Origin of the sequence: Flavobacterium sp. FlaQc-48, from assembly GCF_044007335.1 — a bacterium.
Classification (GTDB): Bacteria; Bacteroidota; Bacteroidia; order Flavobacteriales; family Flavobacteriaceae; genus Flavobacterium.
Genome location: NZ_JBIPCR010000006.1, coordinates 283,157 through 302,383 on the forward strand (window position 1 = coordinate 283,157; position 19,227 = coordinate 302,383).

Consider the following 19,227-nt stretch of genomic DNA (forward strand, 5'->3'; position numbering starts at 1 on the left):
TTAGCATCTCAGTAATATTAATAAAAAAGATGTTAAGTCACTAAGAGTAAAAAACGTAGAAACTTAGCCACTTAGCATCTCAGAAACTATAAAAAAAACATGCTAAACTTTGAATTATACAATCCGACGAATTTAATCTTCGGAAAAGGGCAAATAGAAAAACTTTCGACTTTAGTACCAAAAGAGGCAAAAATCCTTTTGGCTTATGGTGGAGGAAGTATTTTTAAAAACGGAATTCACGAACAGGTAATCAACAACTTAAAAGGTTTTGATATTGTAGAATTTGGCGGAATTGAGCCAAACCCGCATTTCGAAACTTTAATGAAAGCGGTTGAAGTAATTAAGGCAGAAAAAATAGATTTTATTCTGGCTGTTGGTGGCGGATCTGTTATTGATGGAGTAAAATTTATTTCGGCGGCAGTAAACTTTGAGGGAAACCCAATTGATATTTTACAAAAACGTTTGTTGATTAAAGAAAACGCAATGCCTTTTGGAACTGTTTTGACTTTGCCGGCAACCGGAAGTGAAATGAATTCCGGAGCTGTGGTTACAATTCAGGCAACTCAGGAAAAACTGGCTTTTGGCGGAAGTGCCATGTTCCCGAAATTCTCTATTTGTGACCCAACAGTAATTGCTTCTTTACCAAAAAGACAATTACAAAATGGTGTTGTGGATGCGTATACTCACGTTATGGAGCAATACTTAACATATCCTCACGAAGGGTATTTGCAAGATCGAATTGCTGAAGGAATTCTACAAACTTTGATCGAAGTGGGACCAAAAGTGGTAGAAAATCCAACGGATTATGCTTTGGCTTCTAATTTTATGTGGAGTTGTACAATGGCGTTAAACGGCCTGATTCAAAAAGGGGTTCCGTCTGACTGGGCAACTCACATGATTGGTCACGAGTTAACTGCTTTATATGGAATCGATCACGCCAGAACTTTGGCAATCATTGGCCCAAGTTTGTATAACGTAATGTTTGATACTAAAAAAGAGAAACTAGCGCAATACGGAAGAAGAATTTTTAACCTAACAGGTTCTGATGAAGAGGTGGCTAAGGAAGCAATCAACAAAACAGTTGAATTTTTCCATACTATGGGCATGGATACTAAACTTTCTCAATACACAGATGATTACAGCAAAACAGCAGATTTCATTGTAAACCGTTTTGATGAAAGAGGATGGAAAGGTTTAGGAGAAAAACAACTGATTACTTTAGATAAGGTGAAATCAATTGTTGAAATGAGTTATTAGTACTTAAATTCCAATACTCTCAGATGTGTTATTGGAATTTGTCTATACTTAAAAAAGGCGTTCTTGAATTTTCAGGAACGCCTTTTTACAATACTAAAACAAAACTAACTAACTCAATTTTTGCTAAACTCATTAAAATTCTAATTTATAATCAGTAAAACGTAAGGATTTTCTTTTTATTGTGTTAACTTGAAATTTTTTTTATCCTTTTTTTTTAAGTGATCTTATTAAATTTAAAAGATATTGACTTATTTAAAATCCTTATTCAGTTGCTTCTCAAAATTTGATGTCAGAATTTCAATTTCTTTTTTGATGTTTTGTATGTTACTGTTCTTTTTTTCCTCTAAAACTTTTCCCTCCATAAATAATTTTAAATCATAAAGATTGTTTTTGTTTTTTAAAATCAGGATTCCGGTTTCCGGCTTTTTTGCTTTATTAAATCGTAAACCTGTTAGTTCCTGAATATTATCCGCTTTACCAAACATGTCCTCAATGTTTATTCCTTTTGAGAAATTATCAGCTATTGTATGGAAGTTTTCTTCCATTGTTTTTGATCCATTTATGCCTGATACAAATATCCCATAGATCATCTCTGATTCTTTTAGACTTTCATGATCTATTTCTTTAGCCTCTAAAATTTTAGCTTCAACCGTATTCTCTGATTCATAATAAAAAACACTTCCGGCCACTTCCGGAATCACATCATTTATTTCTAAAGATGAAATAGACATCACGACTTCATCCGCAATAATTAATTGGCTTACATATTTATTGCCTACTTTTTCCCTGCGAATTTTTCCGGTTTTTTCTTTATTCAATTCGGTAATTTCGATTGTATCATTTTTCAATTCAAAATGAAAACGGTTAAAATAATGTATCGCAAAAAGATCCAGATCAAAGCTCTGTAAAATTCCGTTTTTCCAGTATTTCGAAATAAACTGACGGTCTAATTTTATGTATTCTACTCCGTCTGCTATTTTCCCGTCTTTATACGTCGATTTTATATCATAATTGGGGTATTGATACTTTTCCAGGTTTTCTAAATAATTGTTCGAATATTGATATTTTATGGTTCCATTTTCATAATAATCGACATAGTTAAATTCATTGAAATCTGTTGCAAAATATCCTGAATACGGTTTTTCATTTTTATAAACTCCTTCATAAGAATCCTGTCTGTCCGAAGTAATTAAAAAAGAACGATTTATGATTTTTATTCTTTTGCCGTTTTCAAAATATATGGATTTCAGAATATTATTCTCGTCTGTTCTTTCATATTTACTTCTGTAGAAAATCTCTTCCGTAATTGCTCCGTTTTTATATATTGTTGCTGTTTGAGATTCTACTAATTTCCCGTCATACGGCAAACCGTTTTTGTATTCCAGTTTTCCGGTAACTTTTCCGTCTTCATAAAAAATAGTTTCACCGTTTACCACATCATTCAAGCATGTGTAGGTTTTAATAACATTATCGATATTGTAATTAAAAACTTTTTGTAATCCGTTTTTCTTAAAATTCGTTACCTGAATTACCTCCTGACGATCTTCTCCGGTTTCTACAACGAAGGTTCCGTTATAAGGTTTATCGTTTTTGTACATACCTTTGGCAACAATACTGTCATTTTCTGTCTTTACGATTGCTTCTCCTTCTTTTAAACCTTTTATATAGTGCTGGTTTATGACTAAACCTCCGAAGAAATTTTCATCGAAATTACCTTCAAAAGGTTTTCCGTTTTTATAGGTTCGTTTATTCATTACCGTTTCATCTTTATTATAAACGATTTCATCTCCGACTTTTTCACCCGCATTATATTTAGTGAATTCCTGAATTTTACCGTTGGGATAATATTTAATCTCTTCGCCTGATTTTTGTCCTGCTTTATAACCGGTTTTTGATTTAATGGCTACTGCAAAATTATTTTGTTCATAATAATGATATACGATGCCATTCGAAATGTCATTACCATATTCCTGGAAATCACTTTGACCGATGGTTTGAAGCACCTGCCCTATCACATCGTAATTGACTTGTTTAAAAGGATGCATTTGTCCATATTCGATATCGTACCAGGTTTCCTGCGCCAATTGTTTTGAGTTGATCCAGAATATTTTTTTCTTCACTATTTTCTTAATAACCTGTTTTTTAGTTCCAGTCTGATTATCTACAACCATTACAGGTGCTGTTTCGACCAGAACTTCATTACCCTCATTAGTTTCTCTTTCTGAGTTGTTGCTTCTGTAGTCGTCCCAGTTTCTCACTTCTTCAAAATCTCCCTCAGCTGGTTTTCCGTCAAGATAGTTCCCTTTCATTAAAATGGTCCCATCCTGATGGTAAACGATAGTTTGTCCCTCTTTTTTACCTTTTTTATATTGAATCGTTTTGCGTTTTTTCCCATTTGGATAATAATACGTCAAGACAGAAGTCCTGGAATTATTATAATACTGATAAACTGACGAATCAAAGCCGTTTTCATCGTACCAGACAATATCTCCCACATAACTATCCAGATCACTTTTCAAAGAATAGCCTTGAAACTGAGGTGTATTATTGATATAAAAATCTTCTATTAAAATTAAATCACCTATTTGTTTTGAGGGCATAATTCTATAAAAGGAAGCTTCTGATTTAGAAGTTTCTTTCCATTTTTTATCGAAATAAACCGGATCTGCGTTTTGTGAAAAAGAAAGTCCTGTTGTAAAAACCAAAACAAGATTAAAAAATTTATTAGCCATATTTGAAAGAAATTTCAACCTAATGTACTGATTTTTTAATTCATTTAATTTCTTTTGCAAGAAAAAAATCCCGGAACACATTCAATCGATCTCATGTGAAAAATAAAGAAACTTTGAAAATCATTTTCAAATTTCTTAAATCAGATTTTGTATTATTACTACATTATTAAGTACTTTTGTTTTAAATTATTAAAATAATGAGCGAAAAGTTAAAATTTGCAGTAATCGGAGGAGGAAGCTGGGCAACGGCAATTGCAAAAATGTTATGCGTTAATCTTTCCGAAATTGCATGGTATATGCGCAATGAGTCTGCCATCGAACACATTCAGAAATACAAACACAATCCGAATTATTTAAGTTCGGTTGAATTTGACACCAATAAATTAAAATTAACCAGTAATATAAATGAAGCGATCGAATATGCTGATTATGTAATTTTCGCTATTCCGTCTGCATTCTTAGATGCTGAATTAAAGAACTTAACGGTTTCTTTGACTGATAAAATTATCTTTTCGGCCATTAAAGGAATTGTTCCTGAAACAAGTTTAATCGTTGGAGAACATTTTCATATTCAATACGATATTCCTTATTACAATATTGGTGTTATTACAGGTCCTTGTCACGCAGAAGAAGTGGCTTTAGAAAGACTTTCTTACCTGACAATCGCTTGTGGAGATCCTGATAAAGCCAGTATTGTGGCTAAGTCATTATCCGGAAACTACATTAAAGCCAAAATTTCTGATGACATTATTGGTACTGAATACGCTGCGATGCTTAAAAACATTTATGCGATTGCTGCCGGAATTGCTCATGGTTTGGGTTATGGAGATAACTTTCAGTCGGTAATGATGAGTAACGGGATTCGTGAAATGAAAAAATTCATCCGAAAAGTACATAAAATGAAACGTAACATTAATGATTCGGCCTATTTGGGCGATTTATTGGTTACAGGATATTCCGTTTTCTCGAGAAACAGAATGTTCGGAAACATGATTGGAAAGGGATACACCGTAAAAAGTGCCATGATGGAAATGAGTATGGTTGCCGAAGGGTATTATGCAACAAAAAGTGCTTATAAACTAAATCAGGGTTATGGTGCAAAAACTCCAATTATAGATGCCGTCTATGCCGTTTTATATGAAGGAAAGGATGCTAAATCAGTCTTCAAAAAACTAACAGAATCTTTGGATTAAACTTTTTTTTTTAGAAAATAGAAACAAGAGTAAAGAAAATAGACTTCTATACTTTGAGAATATAAAAAGAGCCAAGACTAGTTATTTAGATCTTGGCTCTTTCTTCTTTATTCTATTCTCTATAATCTATTATCTTGCTTCTTGCATCTAAATACTACTTCACCATAACCCCTTCAACAAACAAAATCGGCACTTCTTCCGTTTTATTCTCATTGATTAAGTTTGATTTGAAGATGAATTTTTTATCGTATAAAGTATTTCCGATGAAAAAAGTTACCATGAACTCGTTGTTTAAAACCAACAAGCTCTTTTCTATCATTTCGATTTTTACTACCGAAACAGCCGGAACTTCCACAAAGGCGTGACGAAGAACAGATGTTTTTTTCATTTCGCCATCTATTGTTCCAAATGCTTTTGAAACGACCATTACGCTGTCTAAATTAAAGTCGCTGTCGTTTACAAGATAAGCGTACCACACTTTCTCCATAAAATCGTCGCTCCATTCCTGAACAGCGGCAAGAAATACGTTTTCTACTTCGGGGATTGTTATATCTGCTTTCATATCAGTCAAAAGTTTAAAAGTCATAAAGTCGAAAATCATAAAGTCATTACTATGGGACTTTCGACTTTCGACTTTATGACTTTTGGCTTAAATTATATATTTGCTTTGAATTGCTCTAAGAAACGAACGTCATTTTCGTAAAACATACGAATATCACCAATTTGGTACAATAACATCGCAATACGCTCTACTCCCATTCCGAAAGCAAAACCGTTGAATTCATCCGGATTGATGTCGCAATTTTTAAGAACGTTTGGATCTACCATTCCGCAGCCTCCAATTTCCAGCCAACCTGTTCCTTTTGTGATACGGTAATCGGTTTCGGTTTTTAAACCCCAATAAATATCAATTTCGGCACTTGGTTCTGTAAACGGGAAATAGGACGGACGTAAACGAATCTTCGATTTCCCGAACATTTCTTTTGTAAAATAAAGTAATGTTTGTTTCAAATCGGCAAAAGATACGTCTTTGTCAATGTACAATCCTTCTACCTGATGAAAGATACAGTGCGAGCGTGATGAGATGGCTTCGTTACGAAAAACACGTCCCGGAGAGATCGTACGGATTGGCGGTTTGTGATTTTCCATATAACGCACCTGAACAGATGATGTATGCGTACGCAACAACACATCAGGATTGGTCTGAATGAAAAAGGTATCCTGCATATCACGCGCCGGATGGTATTCCGGAAGGTTTAATGCGGTAAAGTTATGCCAGTCGTCTTCGATTTCCGGACCTTCGGAAACATTGAAACCAATGTTGGCAAAAATATCTATAATTTGATTTTTAACAATCGAAATCGGGTGACGTGAACCAATAATTACCGGTTCTGCCGCACGCGTTAAATCGCCAAACATTCCTTTTACTTCTTGTTTGCTTTCCAGTTCTTCCTGAATTACGCGAACTTTTTCTTCTGCAACCGCTTTTAAAGTGTTTATTACTTGTCCAAAGTCTTTTTTCTGATCGTTTGGAATGTTTTTGAACTCTGTAAAAAGTTCTTTTAACAGCCCTTTACTACCTAAATATTTAATACGGAATTGCTCTAAAGATTCTTTATTTTTATCATTAAAGGCTTTTGCTTCCTCTATATGTTGTTTTATCTTGTCTATCATTTTCCTTCAATAATTGAGGGAACAAATTTAATGAATTTGTTCCAAGTATGGTGTTTAAAGTTTAAAGTTTCCTTTACAAGTTATGATATTCAATCACAACTATTTTATTAGACTTATTTTACTTTCGATTTCCTGCACTTTTTTGAGCCAAAAATCTATTCCTTCCTGATTTTTCACAATCTCTTTTTCATAGACTGATGAAATAGTACTTAATTTCGCCCGGTTTCTCTGGTTATCTTTATTGTGTTCGATTTTATTCGTTGGTTCTGTTCTGGTGCGCCAAAAATCAATATTTTTAAGATAAGTGTCTTTTAGGTCTTCAAAATATTCGATCAGTTTTTCTTTTGAATTAGGAATATAACCCGGACCGCTGCAACCACAGGAATGAAAAGTAATTCCAACGCTGTACAAACTTTTAATATGCTTCCATTTTTTCAGATCGTCTTTTTTTGGCGATTCAAAATCAAGTCCCATATTGGCCATTAAGTCTCCGCATTGCGGGCATTTTGCTTCCAGAAGGGATTTCTCGCCTCTTTCTATGTCAGTCATCAGTCTTCGCTTAAATGTCTTCTGACAATTAAAACAAGCATAATGTGGTTTATAGGAAACCATTGCATATCTGCACATCTCTCTCTTTTTAAAATTCGTTTTCAGCTACCGTTTAAAAGGCACTGCAAATTACGACCACAATTAAGACCTACTCAATAAGTTCTCTTTCTAAAAAATAATTTACAATGGCTTCTTTCATTAAAACCGATTGCTCTCCCGCTTTTAATGGCGGTAATTCTTCTTTTACTTTGTAATGTGGCCATCCTTCTGCATCAAAAAAATCGAATTCGTAAAACCCGTATGGCTCTAATAATCGGCAAATAGCGATGTGCATCAGGTTTAATTTCTCATCTTTTTTGAATTCGCGGTGTACTTTTCCAAGTTCCTGAACTCCAATCAGGTAAATTATGGCATCTAAATCTAAGTCTTCTCCTTGCGAAAACTGGTTAGATAGTATATCGACGAGCTTTTCCCATCGCTCTTTTAGTTGTGTATCTCTGGACATTTTTATTTGTGATTTTAGATTTTAGATTTTAGACTGAAGAATGATTTAAAGATTATTTAAACTTAATTCCTACTATCATAGCTCTAAAATTATTACGGCAAAGATAGGAACTTCAAATCCAAAGACCTAAAATTAAAGATTTGTCATACATTATTAAATAAATGGGCCACGGATTAAGCGGATTAACGCTGATTTTTTGTTTGTGCATATGTTCTTTAAACACATAGAAACATATATTTAACTTTATAAAAAAGGTTTATATTAAAAAAACTCGTTTTTCACACATAGCCAATTTTGAATACTAACAAGCATCCAAAAATAAAACCTTTAAACCTTTGCATCTTTGAGCCTCTGAGCCTTAAAAAGCAGATAATTCTTTTATATTTGCGCCTTAATTAAACGAACAGAAAACATGAGTTTTTTTGATATTATTGTTGGGGCACTTTTGGCTTTTAGTTTATACAAAGGAATCAAAAACGGTCTTTTTGTAGAAGTGGCCTCTTTTATTTCTTTGTTGTTAGGAATTTACATTGCGATTAAATTCTCTTCTTTTATGAAAGAACTGATCATGAAACATGTTTCCTGGAATCCGAACACGATACAAATCACTGCTTTTATTCTGACTTTTATTCTGGTGGTAATTGGTGTTTATTTCTTAGCCAAAATCCTTACCGGAATTGCTGATTTTGCTTTTTTGGGATGGGCAAATAAATTGGGCGGAGGTTTCTTCAGAATTTTGAAAACAATTCTGATTATGAGTGTTTTTATTGCTCTTTTTGAGAAAATAAACTTCAATGAAACGTTTGCTAAAAAAGAAACTCTCGATAAATATTTTTTTTATAATCCGATAAAAAAAGTAGCTGCTTTCGTTTATCCTTCTATCGAAAAATGGTATGATACTTTTAAAGAAGAACATGCTAAAAGTTCGGAAGAAAAGTCGAATGAAGCTTCTGAGAAAAAATAATTGAATTGTCAGGCTAAGCGAAATCGAAGCCCTTTTCTACAAAACAAGCCTTCGACTTTGCTCAGGCTGATATTAGTTTTCAAAATAGGAAACCCGACAGGTTTTATAAACCGGTCGGGTTTGACAAAAGATTGCGCTTAGAACTATTTTACCAGTTTACTTCTAGTTTTTCTCCTTTTTTCAACGTGATATTTTGTTTTTTATCTCCGGAAATCAAGGTTGTTTTCCCTCCTGTTTTAGATGAAACCGTCACTTTTTTCAGGATTTTATTCTCCCAATTCATTTCGATTTCAAATCCTCCGCGGGCACAAATTCCTTTTACTGACCCCGTTTCCCAGGCGTCCGGTAAAGCGGGTAATAATCTGATTTCGTTTTCGTCTGACTGAACCAGCATTTCGGCAACGGCTGCAGCCCCTCCAAAGTTTCCGTCGATTTGAAATGGCGGATGTGCGTCGAATAAATTCGGGTACGTTCCTCCTCCTCTTCTCGGTTTGTCCGTTTTCTTTCCGTCAGGATCTACATATCTTAGCAATTCGCGGAACATTTTATAAGCACGGTTTCCATCCCAAAGTCTTGCCCAAAGATTGATACGCCAGCCTTTTGACCAGCCTGTGGTTTCATCGCCTTTTATTTCCAATGTCTTTTTTGAAGCTGCTGCTAAATCGGGTGTTTTTTCCGGCGTGATATGATCTCCGGGGAAAAGTCCGAACAATTGCGATTGATGACGGTGCTTTGGATCTTCGTCATTCCAGTCAAAATACCACTCCTGCAGATTTCCTTTTTTACCTATTTGATAGGGATGGAATTTAGAAAGTGCCGCTTCTAGTTTTGCTCTGAAATCGGCATCTGTATTTAAAACTTTTGAAGCTTTTATCGTTTTATCGAAACATTCTCTTATCATGGCCAAATCAGCGGTTCCGCCATACATTGTTGCTCCAATGAAACCATCCGGTGTTATATATTTATTTTCAGGCGAAGTGGATGGTGATGTAATTAAATTTCCATTTTTATCGGTTACCATCCAGCCTAAAAAGAATTGTGCTGCACCTTTCATTATAGGATACCCTTCATTTTTCAGGTAATTTTTATCCTGTGTAAAAACATAATGTTCCCAAATATGGGTGCTTAACCAGGCTCCGGACAATGGCCAGCACGCCCAGCTTGGATCTTCTTTCCCAAATTGCCCCACCGGATTTGTCATGGCCCAAATATCAGAATTATGAGCTGCTGCCCAACCTTCACTGACTCCGTAAAAAGTCTTCGCAGTTACCTTTCCGGTTACTGAAAGATTTTTTATAAAGCTCAAAAGCGGCAAATGCATTTCGGAAAGATTGGTATTTTCGGCAAGCCAATAGTTCTCTTCGAGATTGATATTCATCGTATAATTACTGCTCCATGGCGGATTTAGATACGGATTCCAGATGCCTTGCAAATTGGCAGGAACGCCCAAGGTTCTGGAACTGCTTATAAGCAAATAACGGCCATAATTGAAATAGAGGATTTCTAAGTTTTTATCCTCTTTTCCGTCAGCGTAGCGCAGTAAACGTTCGTTTGTTGGTAAATCCGGAGCAGTTGTTTTTCCTAAATCTAAAGTCACACGATTATAGAATTTTTGATAGTCTTTTGTATGGCTTTCTTTTAATTGATCAAATGTTTTTGCAAATGATTTATTCAGATTTTGCAAGGCAATTGATATATCATCTACTCCTTCATTTGCCGGATTTTTGTCAAAACCATTAAAACTTGTTGCAACAGAAACATAAATAATGGCTTCTGTGGCGTCTTTTAAGCTTAAAGATTCTCTGGAACTTGTAATTTTTCCGTCTGTTTTTTTGATCTGAATTAAAGTGGTGAATCTTGTTCCTCTTTCAGTAATTTTTTGATATTTTGGTAAAACCGAATATCCTGCATTTTCATGAATGGGGGCAAATCCGGTCATTACGAGAATATTGCTTCTCACTTCAACATTTGATTTTAGTAAGCTTTTTAAATTAATATCAAAATTCAAAGCTCCTTTTGCGCTGCTTGTCAATTTGATTACCATGATTTGGTCCGGTGCCGAAACAAAATATTCACGGGTAAATTTTATACCGTTCATTTCATAACTCACTTTGGATACTGCATTCGAGATATCCAGTTCCCGATAGTAATGGGCTGCTTTTCCTTTCTCGGAATTATTGATTTCTAATGTCCCTAACGGTGTAAATGACTCGGAGTTTTTGCCCTGAATTTTTTTGTTTAATTCTTCTGCAAGTTTGTAGTTTTCATTTTTTAGCGCTTCCCGAATAGCCGGAATGTTTTTGTAGGCTTCGGGATTCATATTCGCATTTACGGGTTCGCCCGACCAAAGTGTGGCGTCGTTCAGATAAATTTTATCTGAATTTGCACCGCCAAAAACGGTTGCTCCCATTTTTCCGTTTCCTAAAACGAGACTTTCTTCAAAAAATTCTGCAGGTTGATTGTACCACAAAACATGACTCGATTGGGCCGACATGTTTATGCAGAAAAAAGTGAATAGTAAAATGAGAAATGTTTTTGTGAGATTTTGATTCATTTTATAATGTTTAATATGTGTCGTTTCTTCGCTACAAATATGTCGTTCGTTTATTCATCAACGGATTTTAATCCGTTGCTACAAAAATGTAGTTCCTCCGGAACTCTTTTCTGAAATTTTCGTCAGGTTTATTATCCTAACAGGTTTCCAAAACCTGTTAGGTATTGTATTTTTCAGCCTGTTTTGACAATTATACCTAACAGGTTTTGGAAACCTGTTAGGATCCGTAAACACAATATGAGCGCTTTTGTAAATCCGGTCACGCCCTAATAATTACCTCAAAATAAGTCATTAATACGGAACTTTTCACCTTTTACTTCTAACTTATTTACTAACCTTATATATTTCGTTTGCTGTAATCATTTCCCAATTATCGGTTCTGAAAGGCGACGCTGGAAATTTTTCTTTATTAAAAAGGTTGATTTCGGTATCGTCATCTGCCCAACCGTAATGAACGGCAACGGGATTTGGCACGTTTTCGCTCGAAACGATGACTTTGTTGTTTTTTATGGTCGCTTTCGCGGAATGAAAAACCTTGTCGGCACCGGCGATTTCGAATCCTTTTACATTTCCTGAATTGTCGGAAGTTGATAACCCACTTCCGATATTATCGAAAGTAAGGATAATTTCGTTTCCTTTTATTTCCTGAGATGTAAAAATTGGTCCGCTATAGATTTGTTTTTTGCCATAAACATTATTCAATGCAATTGCCGCCAAACGCAAACCTACGTCTTGTTTGTTGGTTGGGTGAATGTCTTTTGCATTACCAATGTCAGTGGTGACGGCCATTCCGGTATTGGGTAATTTTAGGGTTTCAAGTTGTGATTCGCGAAGTTCTGCCCAACGGCTGCCTACTTTACTGTTTCCGTTAAATTCATTGAAAGTAGACAATTGCACGAAATAAAAAGGGAAGTTGCCTTGATTCCATTTTGTTCTCCAATCGTTGATCATTAATGGAAATGACTTTTTGTATTGTTTTGCCCTCCAGACATTGGCTTCGCCCTGATACCATAAAACGCCCTGAAACGCATACGGAATCAACGGATTTACCATAGCGTTGTATAATAATGATGGATAAGTGTTTGGCGAAATCGCGATTTTTACCTGTACAACATTAAATTTCCAAAGTCCTTCGAGTGGTATATTGGTGTCTTTGAATTGAATTTTTAAATCGGCAGGATCGCCGTAAATTCCGCCACCACCTGAATAATCTGCAATTCGTACAGCAATTACGTTTTTGCCTTCTTTTAAAACTCCGGCAGGAATTTTATAAATCCGAAGTGTTTCCCAAATTTTATTGGTTCCTACCTGAACGCCATTTACATAAGTTATGTCTTCGTCGTCTACTTTTGAAAGATGTAAAACAGCTTCGCTTTTAGCTTGTTCAGCAGACAGGGTAATTGTTTTTCGCATCCATACTACGCCATCGATATTGCCTATTTGTTGGTTTTCCCATAAAGATGGTACTTTAATTTCCGGCCACTTCTTATCCTCAAAATTGAAATCCTTAAATTGGTTCTCCTTTTCCATCGAAACATCAAACCCCTGAATTTTCTTCAGATTATCGAGAACTGATTTTTTGTAAACTTCGAAAACCGCATCCAGGTCAACTTGTGGGACATCGGCAATCATAGCTTTAAAGTCATCACTTTTTTCGAATGCTTCACGGCTTGTCCAGGTTTCTACATTAGTTCCGCCCCAGGAAGTATTGATGATCCCGATTGGGATTTTTAATTCCGCATATAATTTCTTAGCAAAAAAGAAACCTGCGGCAGTAAAATCACGGCTATTTTCTTTGTTTGCAACCAACCATTTTCCTGCTTTTAAATCTTCTTTTGGTGTTCCGCTTAAATCCTGGGCAACACCAAAATGACGAATCATGGGATAATCAGCATCTGCCATTTCTTTATCAGCGTTCATGGTTTTGTACATCTGAAATTCCATGTTGGATTGTCCGCTGCAAATCCATACTTCGCCCACCAAAACATCTTTGATGACAATTTTATTTTTTCCCGTAACAATTAATTCAAATGGCCCACCTGCTTTTTCAGCAACTAGTTTTATCATCCATTTTCCGTTTTTATCGGCCTGGATGGTTTTGGTTTGTTTGTTAAAATGAACTTCGACTTTTTCGTTTGGTTCTGCCCGGCCCCAAACCGGGATTTCTTTGTTCCGCTGTAAAACCATTCCGTCAGAAAATAACAAAGGCATTTTAACATTTGCGTGTGCTATGGTGCCGAATAGTAAAAAAAGAAAGATTATTTTTTTCTTCATGTGTTTATTGTTTAAACCATAAAAATGATATAAAAAAATTTAAGCCTTGTATAGGTTTGCGCTTATATTTTTTTATATCACTTATATGATGAGTTCCTGTTTTTATTGTAATCCTTCGATCATGGCATTTAATGCCTGGGTATCGAAAACGGTATTATTGGTTCTGTTTATAATCCCAAAACCGTTGTTCCCTAAATTTCCTTCGTCCCAATAGAAAGGCAATAACCCATTTGCTTTAGCTTGTTTTACCACTGTTTTCAAATAATAAGCCCTTGAAGCCAAATGCAAAGTCAAGGCATCGCCTGTTAAAGTAGTACGGCGAATGGCGCCAAACTCTCCCAACAAAACCGGAATTCCCTTATCTACAAATTGTGTTTTCATGAGTTTGAAGTTTTTCTCCAGATCGGCTTCTTCTCCGTAAGTTGCATTTCGCTCTGTATCGGTCGTCGAATGGTAATTTGTTCCCCAATAATAGAACATCTTGCCCCAGGATTCGTCTTTGGTTAAACCTCCAAAATTCCATGGTGCGTAATAATGCACTTCGACCATCATGCGATTTGTTGCCTTATCAGTTGGTAAAGTGGTCATTAATTTATTGGTTTTTTCGATATCTGTTGTTGGTCCCTGAACGACTACTGTTCTGTAGGCATTTTTACCTCCGGTAGAACGAACAGCATCAATAAAGGTCTGGTGATAGGAAGTTAAAACAGCCATTTGCGCAGCATCTTCAACAGCAGGTTCGTTTGCACTGGCAAAAAGCAAATGCTCATCGAAACCTCTTAAATGTGTTGCGATTTGTTCCCAAAAGGCTTTTTGTTTGGCATTATTTTCTGCTTTTTTGGCTTCGGTGATATTGTTTTCTAACCATCCACCATCCCAGTGAATGTTAACGACTACATACATATTATTGTCAACGCAATACTGCACCACTTCTTTCACTCTGTCCAACCATTCTGTTTTTAATTTGGCTGTTGCCGGATTTTCTAAATACTGGTTCCAGGAACACGGAATTCTAATGGCATTAAATCCATTTGCTTTAACGGCATCAATCAGGGCTTTGGTTACTTTTGGATTGCCCCAGGCGGTTTCGCCGCCGGTTGCTTCTAAGGTGTTTCCAATATTCCAGCCTAGTTTTATTTTGGCTGCTAATTGTACAGCATTACTTGACATTCCGGTTGCATCAGCCGCAATTGGATTTGTATTGTAACTCGGATATAAACCGGCAACTTCAATTATTTCTTCTTTTTTTGTCTCTTCTTTATCAGAACTGCAAGCCCAAAGACTTAAAAAAGAAAAACATAAAGCGGTGCTTAACAGGTAACCTTTTACAGTGTTTTTCATTTGTGGTTTGGTTTAATAGTTAGTTCTCAGTTTTATTCAGGTAACTTCATTTCTATTTATTAAAATAACTCATTGGGTGTAATTCATAAAAATATTTAAACACACAGAAACATAGATTTTTATGATTTCGAAAAAAGGAAATCAAAAAGAAACTCGTTTCTCACAAATAGCTATGTGTGTTAATGCAAGTGAAACGCCTTTTTTGAGTTCCATAATTCTATGTTTCTATGCGTTAAAAAAATTACACGCAATGGGTTAAAATAATGCTCTTTAATAAAAATCAAAGAGCATTACTATTTCAAGCTTTATTTAATTGTTACGACAACTTCTTTTTTAATATCTCTTGAAGAATTTCCTAATTTCAAAGTATATTTTCCTGGCTCAATTGTCCATTTTTTCGCAGCTACATCATAATATGCTAATTCTTTTACCGGAACTTTAATAGTTACGGTTTCAGAACTTCCTGATTTAACTAATACTTTTTTGAATCCTTTTAACTCCTGTGCCGCACGTGTAATTTTCGAATCTGATTTAGAAGTGTATAACTGAATCACTTCTTTTCCGTCTACTTTTCCGGTGTTTTTTACATCAACAGATACTGAGATGGTTTCATTTTCTGCATAAGAAGCTTTATCTGTTTTTGCATTATCGAAAGCAAAAGTGGTGTATGATAATCCAAATCCGAAAGGATATAACGGGGTGACTTTTTTAGTATCAAACCAACGGTATCCTACTAAAATTCCTTCGGCATAGTTTACGGTTTTTCCTCCAGGGAAACTGTTTGTAGCATGCGCAGGAGAATCCATAATTTGTTTTGGCATGGTCCAGGGTAATTTTCCTGATGGATTTACTTTTCCTAAAATTACATCTGCCAAAGCGTTTCCTCCCTCTGAACCATTAAACCAACTCCACACTAAAGCGGATGTTTTTTTACTTACAGCATCAATATCAAAAGGCGCTCCGGCCACCATTACGACAATAGTTCTTGGGTTAACGGCTAATACTTTCTGAATTAGTTCTTCTTGTCCGAAAGGTAATTTTAAGGTTCTGCGATCTGAAGCTTCTGTTTCATAATCACGGTTTGAACCTGCAAAAATAATCGCAACATCTGATTTTCTAGCGGCTTCTACAGCTTCTGATACTTTCGCCGGATCTAACTGATCGATGGTTACAGGACCATTTGAAGTTATGTTTCCTAAATTTCCTTTGTTTTTCTCGTCGTAACGTTCTAAATATCCTTCGGCATAATTAATTTTAATCGAAGATGGTAATCTGTTTTTTAAACCTTCAAGAGGTGTAATTTCTCTTTTGGTTTTGACTCCGGCACCAAATCCTCCTAAGGCATTTTTCTTTGTTGCATTGTTTCCGATTACGGCAATAGATTTTACTCCGTCTAATTTTAATGGCAATGCATTGTTGTCATTTTTCAATAAAACGATGTCTTCTGCAGCAATTTTATAAGCATCCTGATAATGTGCTTCGGTTGCGATGCTTCCTTTTACACGGTCTTTTCCGCCCATTGCTTTCACCTGGAATAAAGTGCGTAAAATTCTTTTTACGTGTTTGTCTAATTCTGCTTCTGAGATTTCTTTGTTTTTTGCGGCAGCAATTAGTTTATCGGCAAGGAAAAATTCGTTGAATGGTTTTGGTGTTCCCATTTCAATATCTAATCCGCTTTGTAATGATTTTACTGTTGAATGAACTGCAGCCCAATCTGAAACTACAACACCCTTGAATCCCCATTCGTCACGAAGGATTTTGTTCAGCATATAATCGTTCTCACATAAATATTCGCCTCTGAATTTATTGTAAGCACCCATCACAGCATAAGCATGCGCCTCTTTTATAGAAGCTTCAAAAGCTGGCAAATAAATTTCACGAAGTGTACGTTCGTCCATTCTTACATCAACAAAATCACGATTGGTTTCCTGATTGTTTGCTGCGAAATGTTTTACACAAGCCATTACATCATTATCTTGTAAACCAACGATTAACGGCACTGCAATTTTTTTATTTAAAAATGGATCTTCAGACATATATTCATACGTTCTTCCTCCAAGTGGTGTTCTCACAATATTAATCGCCGGAGAAAGTAACATGTCTTTATCTCTGGCGCGCAATTCCTGTCCAACACTATTACCAAATGTATATGCCATTTCAGCATTCCATGTTGCAGCTAGTCCTCCACCGGCTGGGTAATACGTTGCAAAGTCATCTTTTAAACCTGCCGGAGCCCAGTTGTCACGAGAAATTTCTTCACGAACGCCTAGTGGCCCATCCGCCATTTTAAGTTCTGGAATTCCCAAACGTTTTACACCGCCACTGGTAAACATACTGTTTCCGTGCAACATTCCAATTTTTTCCTCCAATGTCATTTGAGAAACTAATTTGTCAATTTCGGCATCGAATTCTGAACCTATTTCTTTGCCTTTATATTCTTTCTGAACTGAATTTTCAGCATCAGAACCGGAACTTTGCTCTTCACTTTTTTTACAAGAAGTAAATGCTACAAAAGCAATCGCTACTGAGAGGTATATAATTTTGTTTTTCATGCTTAATAATTTATTTTTAGTTTTTAGATAGTTCGTTTTTAAAGTATTATAATTTTACAAAATTGAATAAAACAACATCATTTTCATTTATTTTATAGTCTTTGCTAAAAGTTCCTTTTGAATCAATTGTTACTTTTTCTGATGCAATCAAAGCGCCGTTGTTTTTATCTTTTATGTTTTTTACTTGTTCGCGGGTTAGCTGACTTGGTTTCCCCAAAGCTAAGTAATTGGCGTAAGCATCATTGACTTTATATCCAACTTTGTAAATTTCTAAATTATATTTCCCTTTCTGCAAACCTGCTACTTCAATTTTTACAATTCCTTTTGACTGAGATGGCAAATCTTTTATGTAATACGTTTGATTATTCATGGAATCTCCCGGATGTGTATTGGTAAAATCCCAAAACAACAACTGAACATCTCCTTTTGCATTTTTAGTTGCCCATGAAGAAGTGTCTTTGTTTTGAAGTTCTGTTTCGCCTAATTTATTCAAAAAGGAATACGAGAAATAAGCCGGTTTTTTGATTCCTTGTGTATTCAACAATCCAAAACCTCCGTGAAATGGCGTAAATCTTGGTCCTGCTTCTTCAAAAATATCGGTAAAAACCCAATACGACATCGAGTTTGCCGCATTGCCCACTTGTTTTAGCTTTTGCAAAATATAAGCTGCCGAATGATAACTGTCGTGAACAGGATCTGCGGGAGTATACGAAGAACTCCATTCTGTATAATGCAATTCTAATTTTGGCTTAGCCGAATTTGAAATTTGATTACGTGAGGTTATAACATCGCCGCTGATACTTGATTCGTCTTTACTTAAAACAGTTCCCGTAGTCCCAAATTCGTCCAGAAATCCTTGTTTTACACCATACGTATGTGTGGAAATAAAATCTAACGGAACATTATTCTTCGCACAAAAATCTATTGTTTCCGGAACCCATGCTGCTCCTGCTGTTGCCGGACCGCCCACTTTGTAAACCGGATTTACGCTTTTTATACCACGTGCTGTGGTCTCATACAATTTGAAATATTCGGCTTGAGTTCCTGTCCAGAAACCCGGAGATAAATTAGGTTCATTCCAAACTTCAAAATACCAGGTTTTTACTTCTTCAGCTCCGTAACGTTCCGTAAAATGTTGGGTTAAATTTCGAATTAAATCTTCCCATTTTTTATAATCTTTTGGAGGCGTAACATTTCCTTTCCACCAGAAAATGGTTTGATTTCCGCTCGCTAACGCTGACGGCATAAAACCCAATTCTACAAAAGGTTTCATTTTTATACTCAATAAAAAATCATATAAAGCATCAATGTATTGGTAATTGTATTGGGGATTTCCTTTTGAATCTTCGCTGTAAACTGCCATATCATCAGACAATAAACCGTGCATTCTGATGTATTTGAAATCGCATTCTTTTTTGGTCATCGCTAATTGTTGTTGCCAGTCGGCACGCAAACCTTCATTTGCTCTTCCGGCGCCGATACATTCTTTAAACATGGTGTTTAATGCCCCTGAAGTTTTATTGTAATCGACTTTTATGATTCGGTTTTCAGCAGTCGCATTTTGTCCAAACAAATTAATATTGATGAGACAAAATAAAGCAGACAGTAGTATTAAATTTCTTTTCATTAGAA

13 protein-coding genes are annotated in these 19,227 nt (G+C 35.5%); 3 read left to right on the top strand and 10 right to left on the bottom strand.

Annotated features, from left to right (window positions below):
* Positions 1 to 99 precede the first annotated feature (99 nt).
* A complete protein-coding gene (locus tag ACHRWY_RS12620) occupies positions 100 to 1,257 on the top strand; it encodes an iron-containing alcohol dehydrogenase (RefSeq protein WP_395355020.1) in 1,158 nt (385 codons plus the stop codon).
* 248 nt (positions 1,258 to 1,505) lie between these two features.
* Here ACHRWY_RS12620 and ACHRWY_RS12625 read toward each other — a convergent pair whose 3' ends face one another.
* Positions 1,506 to 3,989, bottom strand: coding sequence for a toxin-antitoxin system YwqK family antitoxin (locus ACHRWY_RS12625; RefSeq protein ID WP_395355022.1), 2,484 nt, complete (start codon positions 3,987 to 3,989; stop codon positions 1,506 to 1,508).
* 197 nt (positions 3,990 to 4,186) lie between these two features.
* Between ACHRWY_RS12625 and ACHRWY_RS12630 the strand changes: the two genes are divergently transcribed.
* Positions 4,187 to 5,182: an NAD(P)H-dependent glycerol-3-phosphate dehydrogenase gene (locus ACHRWY_RS12630; RefSeq protein WP_395355024.1), complete on the top strand. Its 996-nt coding sequence runs from the start codon at positions 4,187 to 4,189 to the stop codon at positions 5,180 to 5,182.
* A 154-nt stretch (positions 5,183 to 5,336) separates the two neighbouring features.
* Here ACHRWY_RS12630 and ACHRWY_RS12635 read toward each other — a convergent pair whose 3' ends face one another.
* From ACHRWY_RS12635 to ACHRWY_RS12650, 4 genes are all read right to left on the bottom strand, one after another.
* Complete coding sequence (locus ACHRWY_RS12635) at positions 5,337 to 5,744, bottom strand: hypothetical protein (RefSeq protein ID WP_055094074.1); 408 nt, start codon at positions 5,742 to 5,744, stop codon at positions 5,337 to 5,339.
* Positions 5,745 to 5,836: 92 nt separating this feature from the next.
* Positions 5,837 to 6,856 (bottom strand): phenylalanine--tRNA ligase subunit alpha, encoded by a 1,020-nt coding sequence (gene pheS, locus ACHRWY_RS12640; RefSeq protein ID WP_395355026.1) that lies wholly within the window; start codon positions 6,854 to 6,856, stop codon positions 5,837 to 5,839.
* Positions 6,857 to 6,955: 99 nt separating this feature from the next.
* Positions 6,956 to 7,405, bottom strand: coding sequence for a hypothetical protein (locus ACHRWY_RS12645; protein ID WP_395355027.1), 450 nt, complete (start codon positions 7,403 to 7,405; stop codon positions 6,956 to 6,958).
* 148 nt (positions 7,406 to 7,553) lie between these two features.
* Complete coding sequence (locus ACHRWY_RS12650) at positions 7,554 to 7,910, bottom strand: hypothetical protein (protein WP_029270935.1); 357 nt, start codon at positions 7,908 to 7,910, stop codon at positions 7,554 to 7,556.
* Between the two features lie 412 nt (positions 7,911 to 8,322).
* Here ACHRWY_RS12650 and ACHRWY_RS12655 point away from each other — a divergent pair, with 412 nt between their 5' ends.
* Positions 8,323 to 8,874 carry a CvpA family protein gene (locus ACHRWY_RS12655; protein ID WP_395355029.1) on the top strand — a complete coding sequence of 184 codons (552 nt, stop codon included), beginning with the start codon at positions 8,323 to 8,325 and terminating at the stop codon, positions 8,872 to 8,874.
* Between the two features lie 148 nt (positions 8,875 to 9,022).
* On the opposite strand, the gene ACHRWY_RS12660 is transcribed toward ACHRWY_RS12655, so the two are convergent.
* From ACHRWY_RS12660 to ACHRWY_RS12680, 5 genes are all read right to left on the bottom strand, one after another.
* Positions 9,023 to 11,428 carry a glycosyl hydrolase family 95 catalytic domain-containing protein gene (locus tag ACHRWY_RS12660; protein ID WP_395355031.1) on the bottom strand — a complete coding sequence of 802 codons (2,406 nt, stop codon included), beginning with the start codon at positions 11,426 to 11,428 and terminating at the stop codon, positions 9,023 to 9,025.
* Between the two features lie 324 nt (positions 11,429 to 11,752).
* Positions 11,753 to 13,702, bottom strand: a complete 1,950-nt coding sequence (locus ACHRWY_RS12665; RefSeq protein ID WP_395355034.1) for a sialate O-acetylesterase — start codon at positions 13,700 to 13,702, stop codon at positions 11,753 to 11,755.
* Between the two features lie 102 nt (positions 13,703 to 13,804).
* Positions 13,805 to 15,043, bottom strand: a complete 1,239-nt coding sequence (locus ACHRWY_RS12670) for a glycoside hydrolase family 5 protein (protein WP_395355036.1) — start codon at positions 15,041 to 15,043, stop codon at positions 13,805 to 13,807.
* A gap of 305 nt (positions 15,044 to 15,348) precedes the next feature.
* Entirely contained in the window at positions 15,349 to 17,595 is a 2,247-nt protein-coding gene (locus tag ACHRWY_RS12675) for a glycoside hydrolase family 3 C-terminal domain-containing protein (RefSeq protein ID WP_395355037.1), read from the bottom strand.
* Between the two features lie 46 nt (positions 17,596 to 17,641).
* Entirely contained in the window at positions 17,642 to 19,222 is a 1,581-nt protein-coding gene (locus tag ACHRWY_RS12680; RefSeq protein ID WP_395355039.1) for a glycoside hydrolase, read from the bottom strand.
* Positions 19,223 to 19,227: the final 5 nt, after the last annotated feature.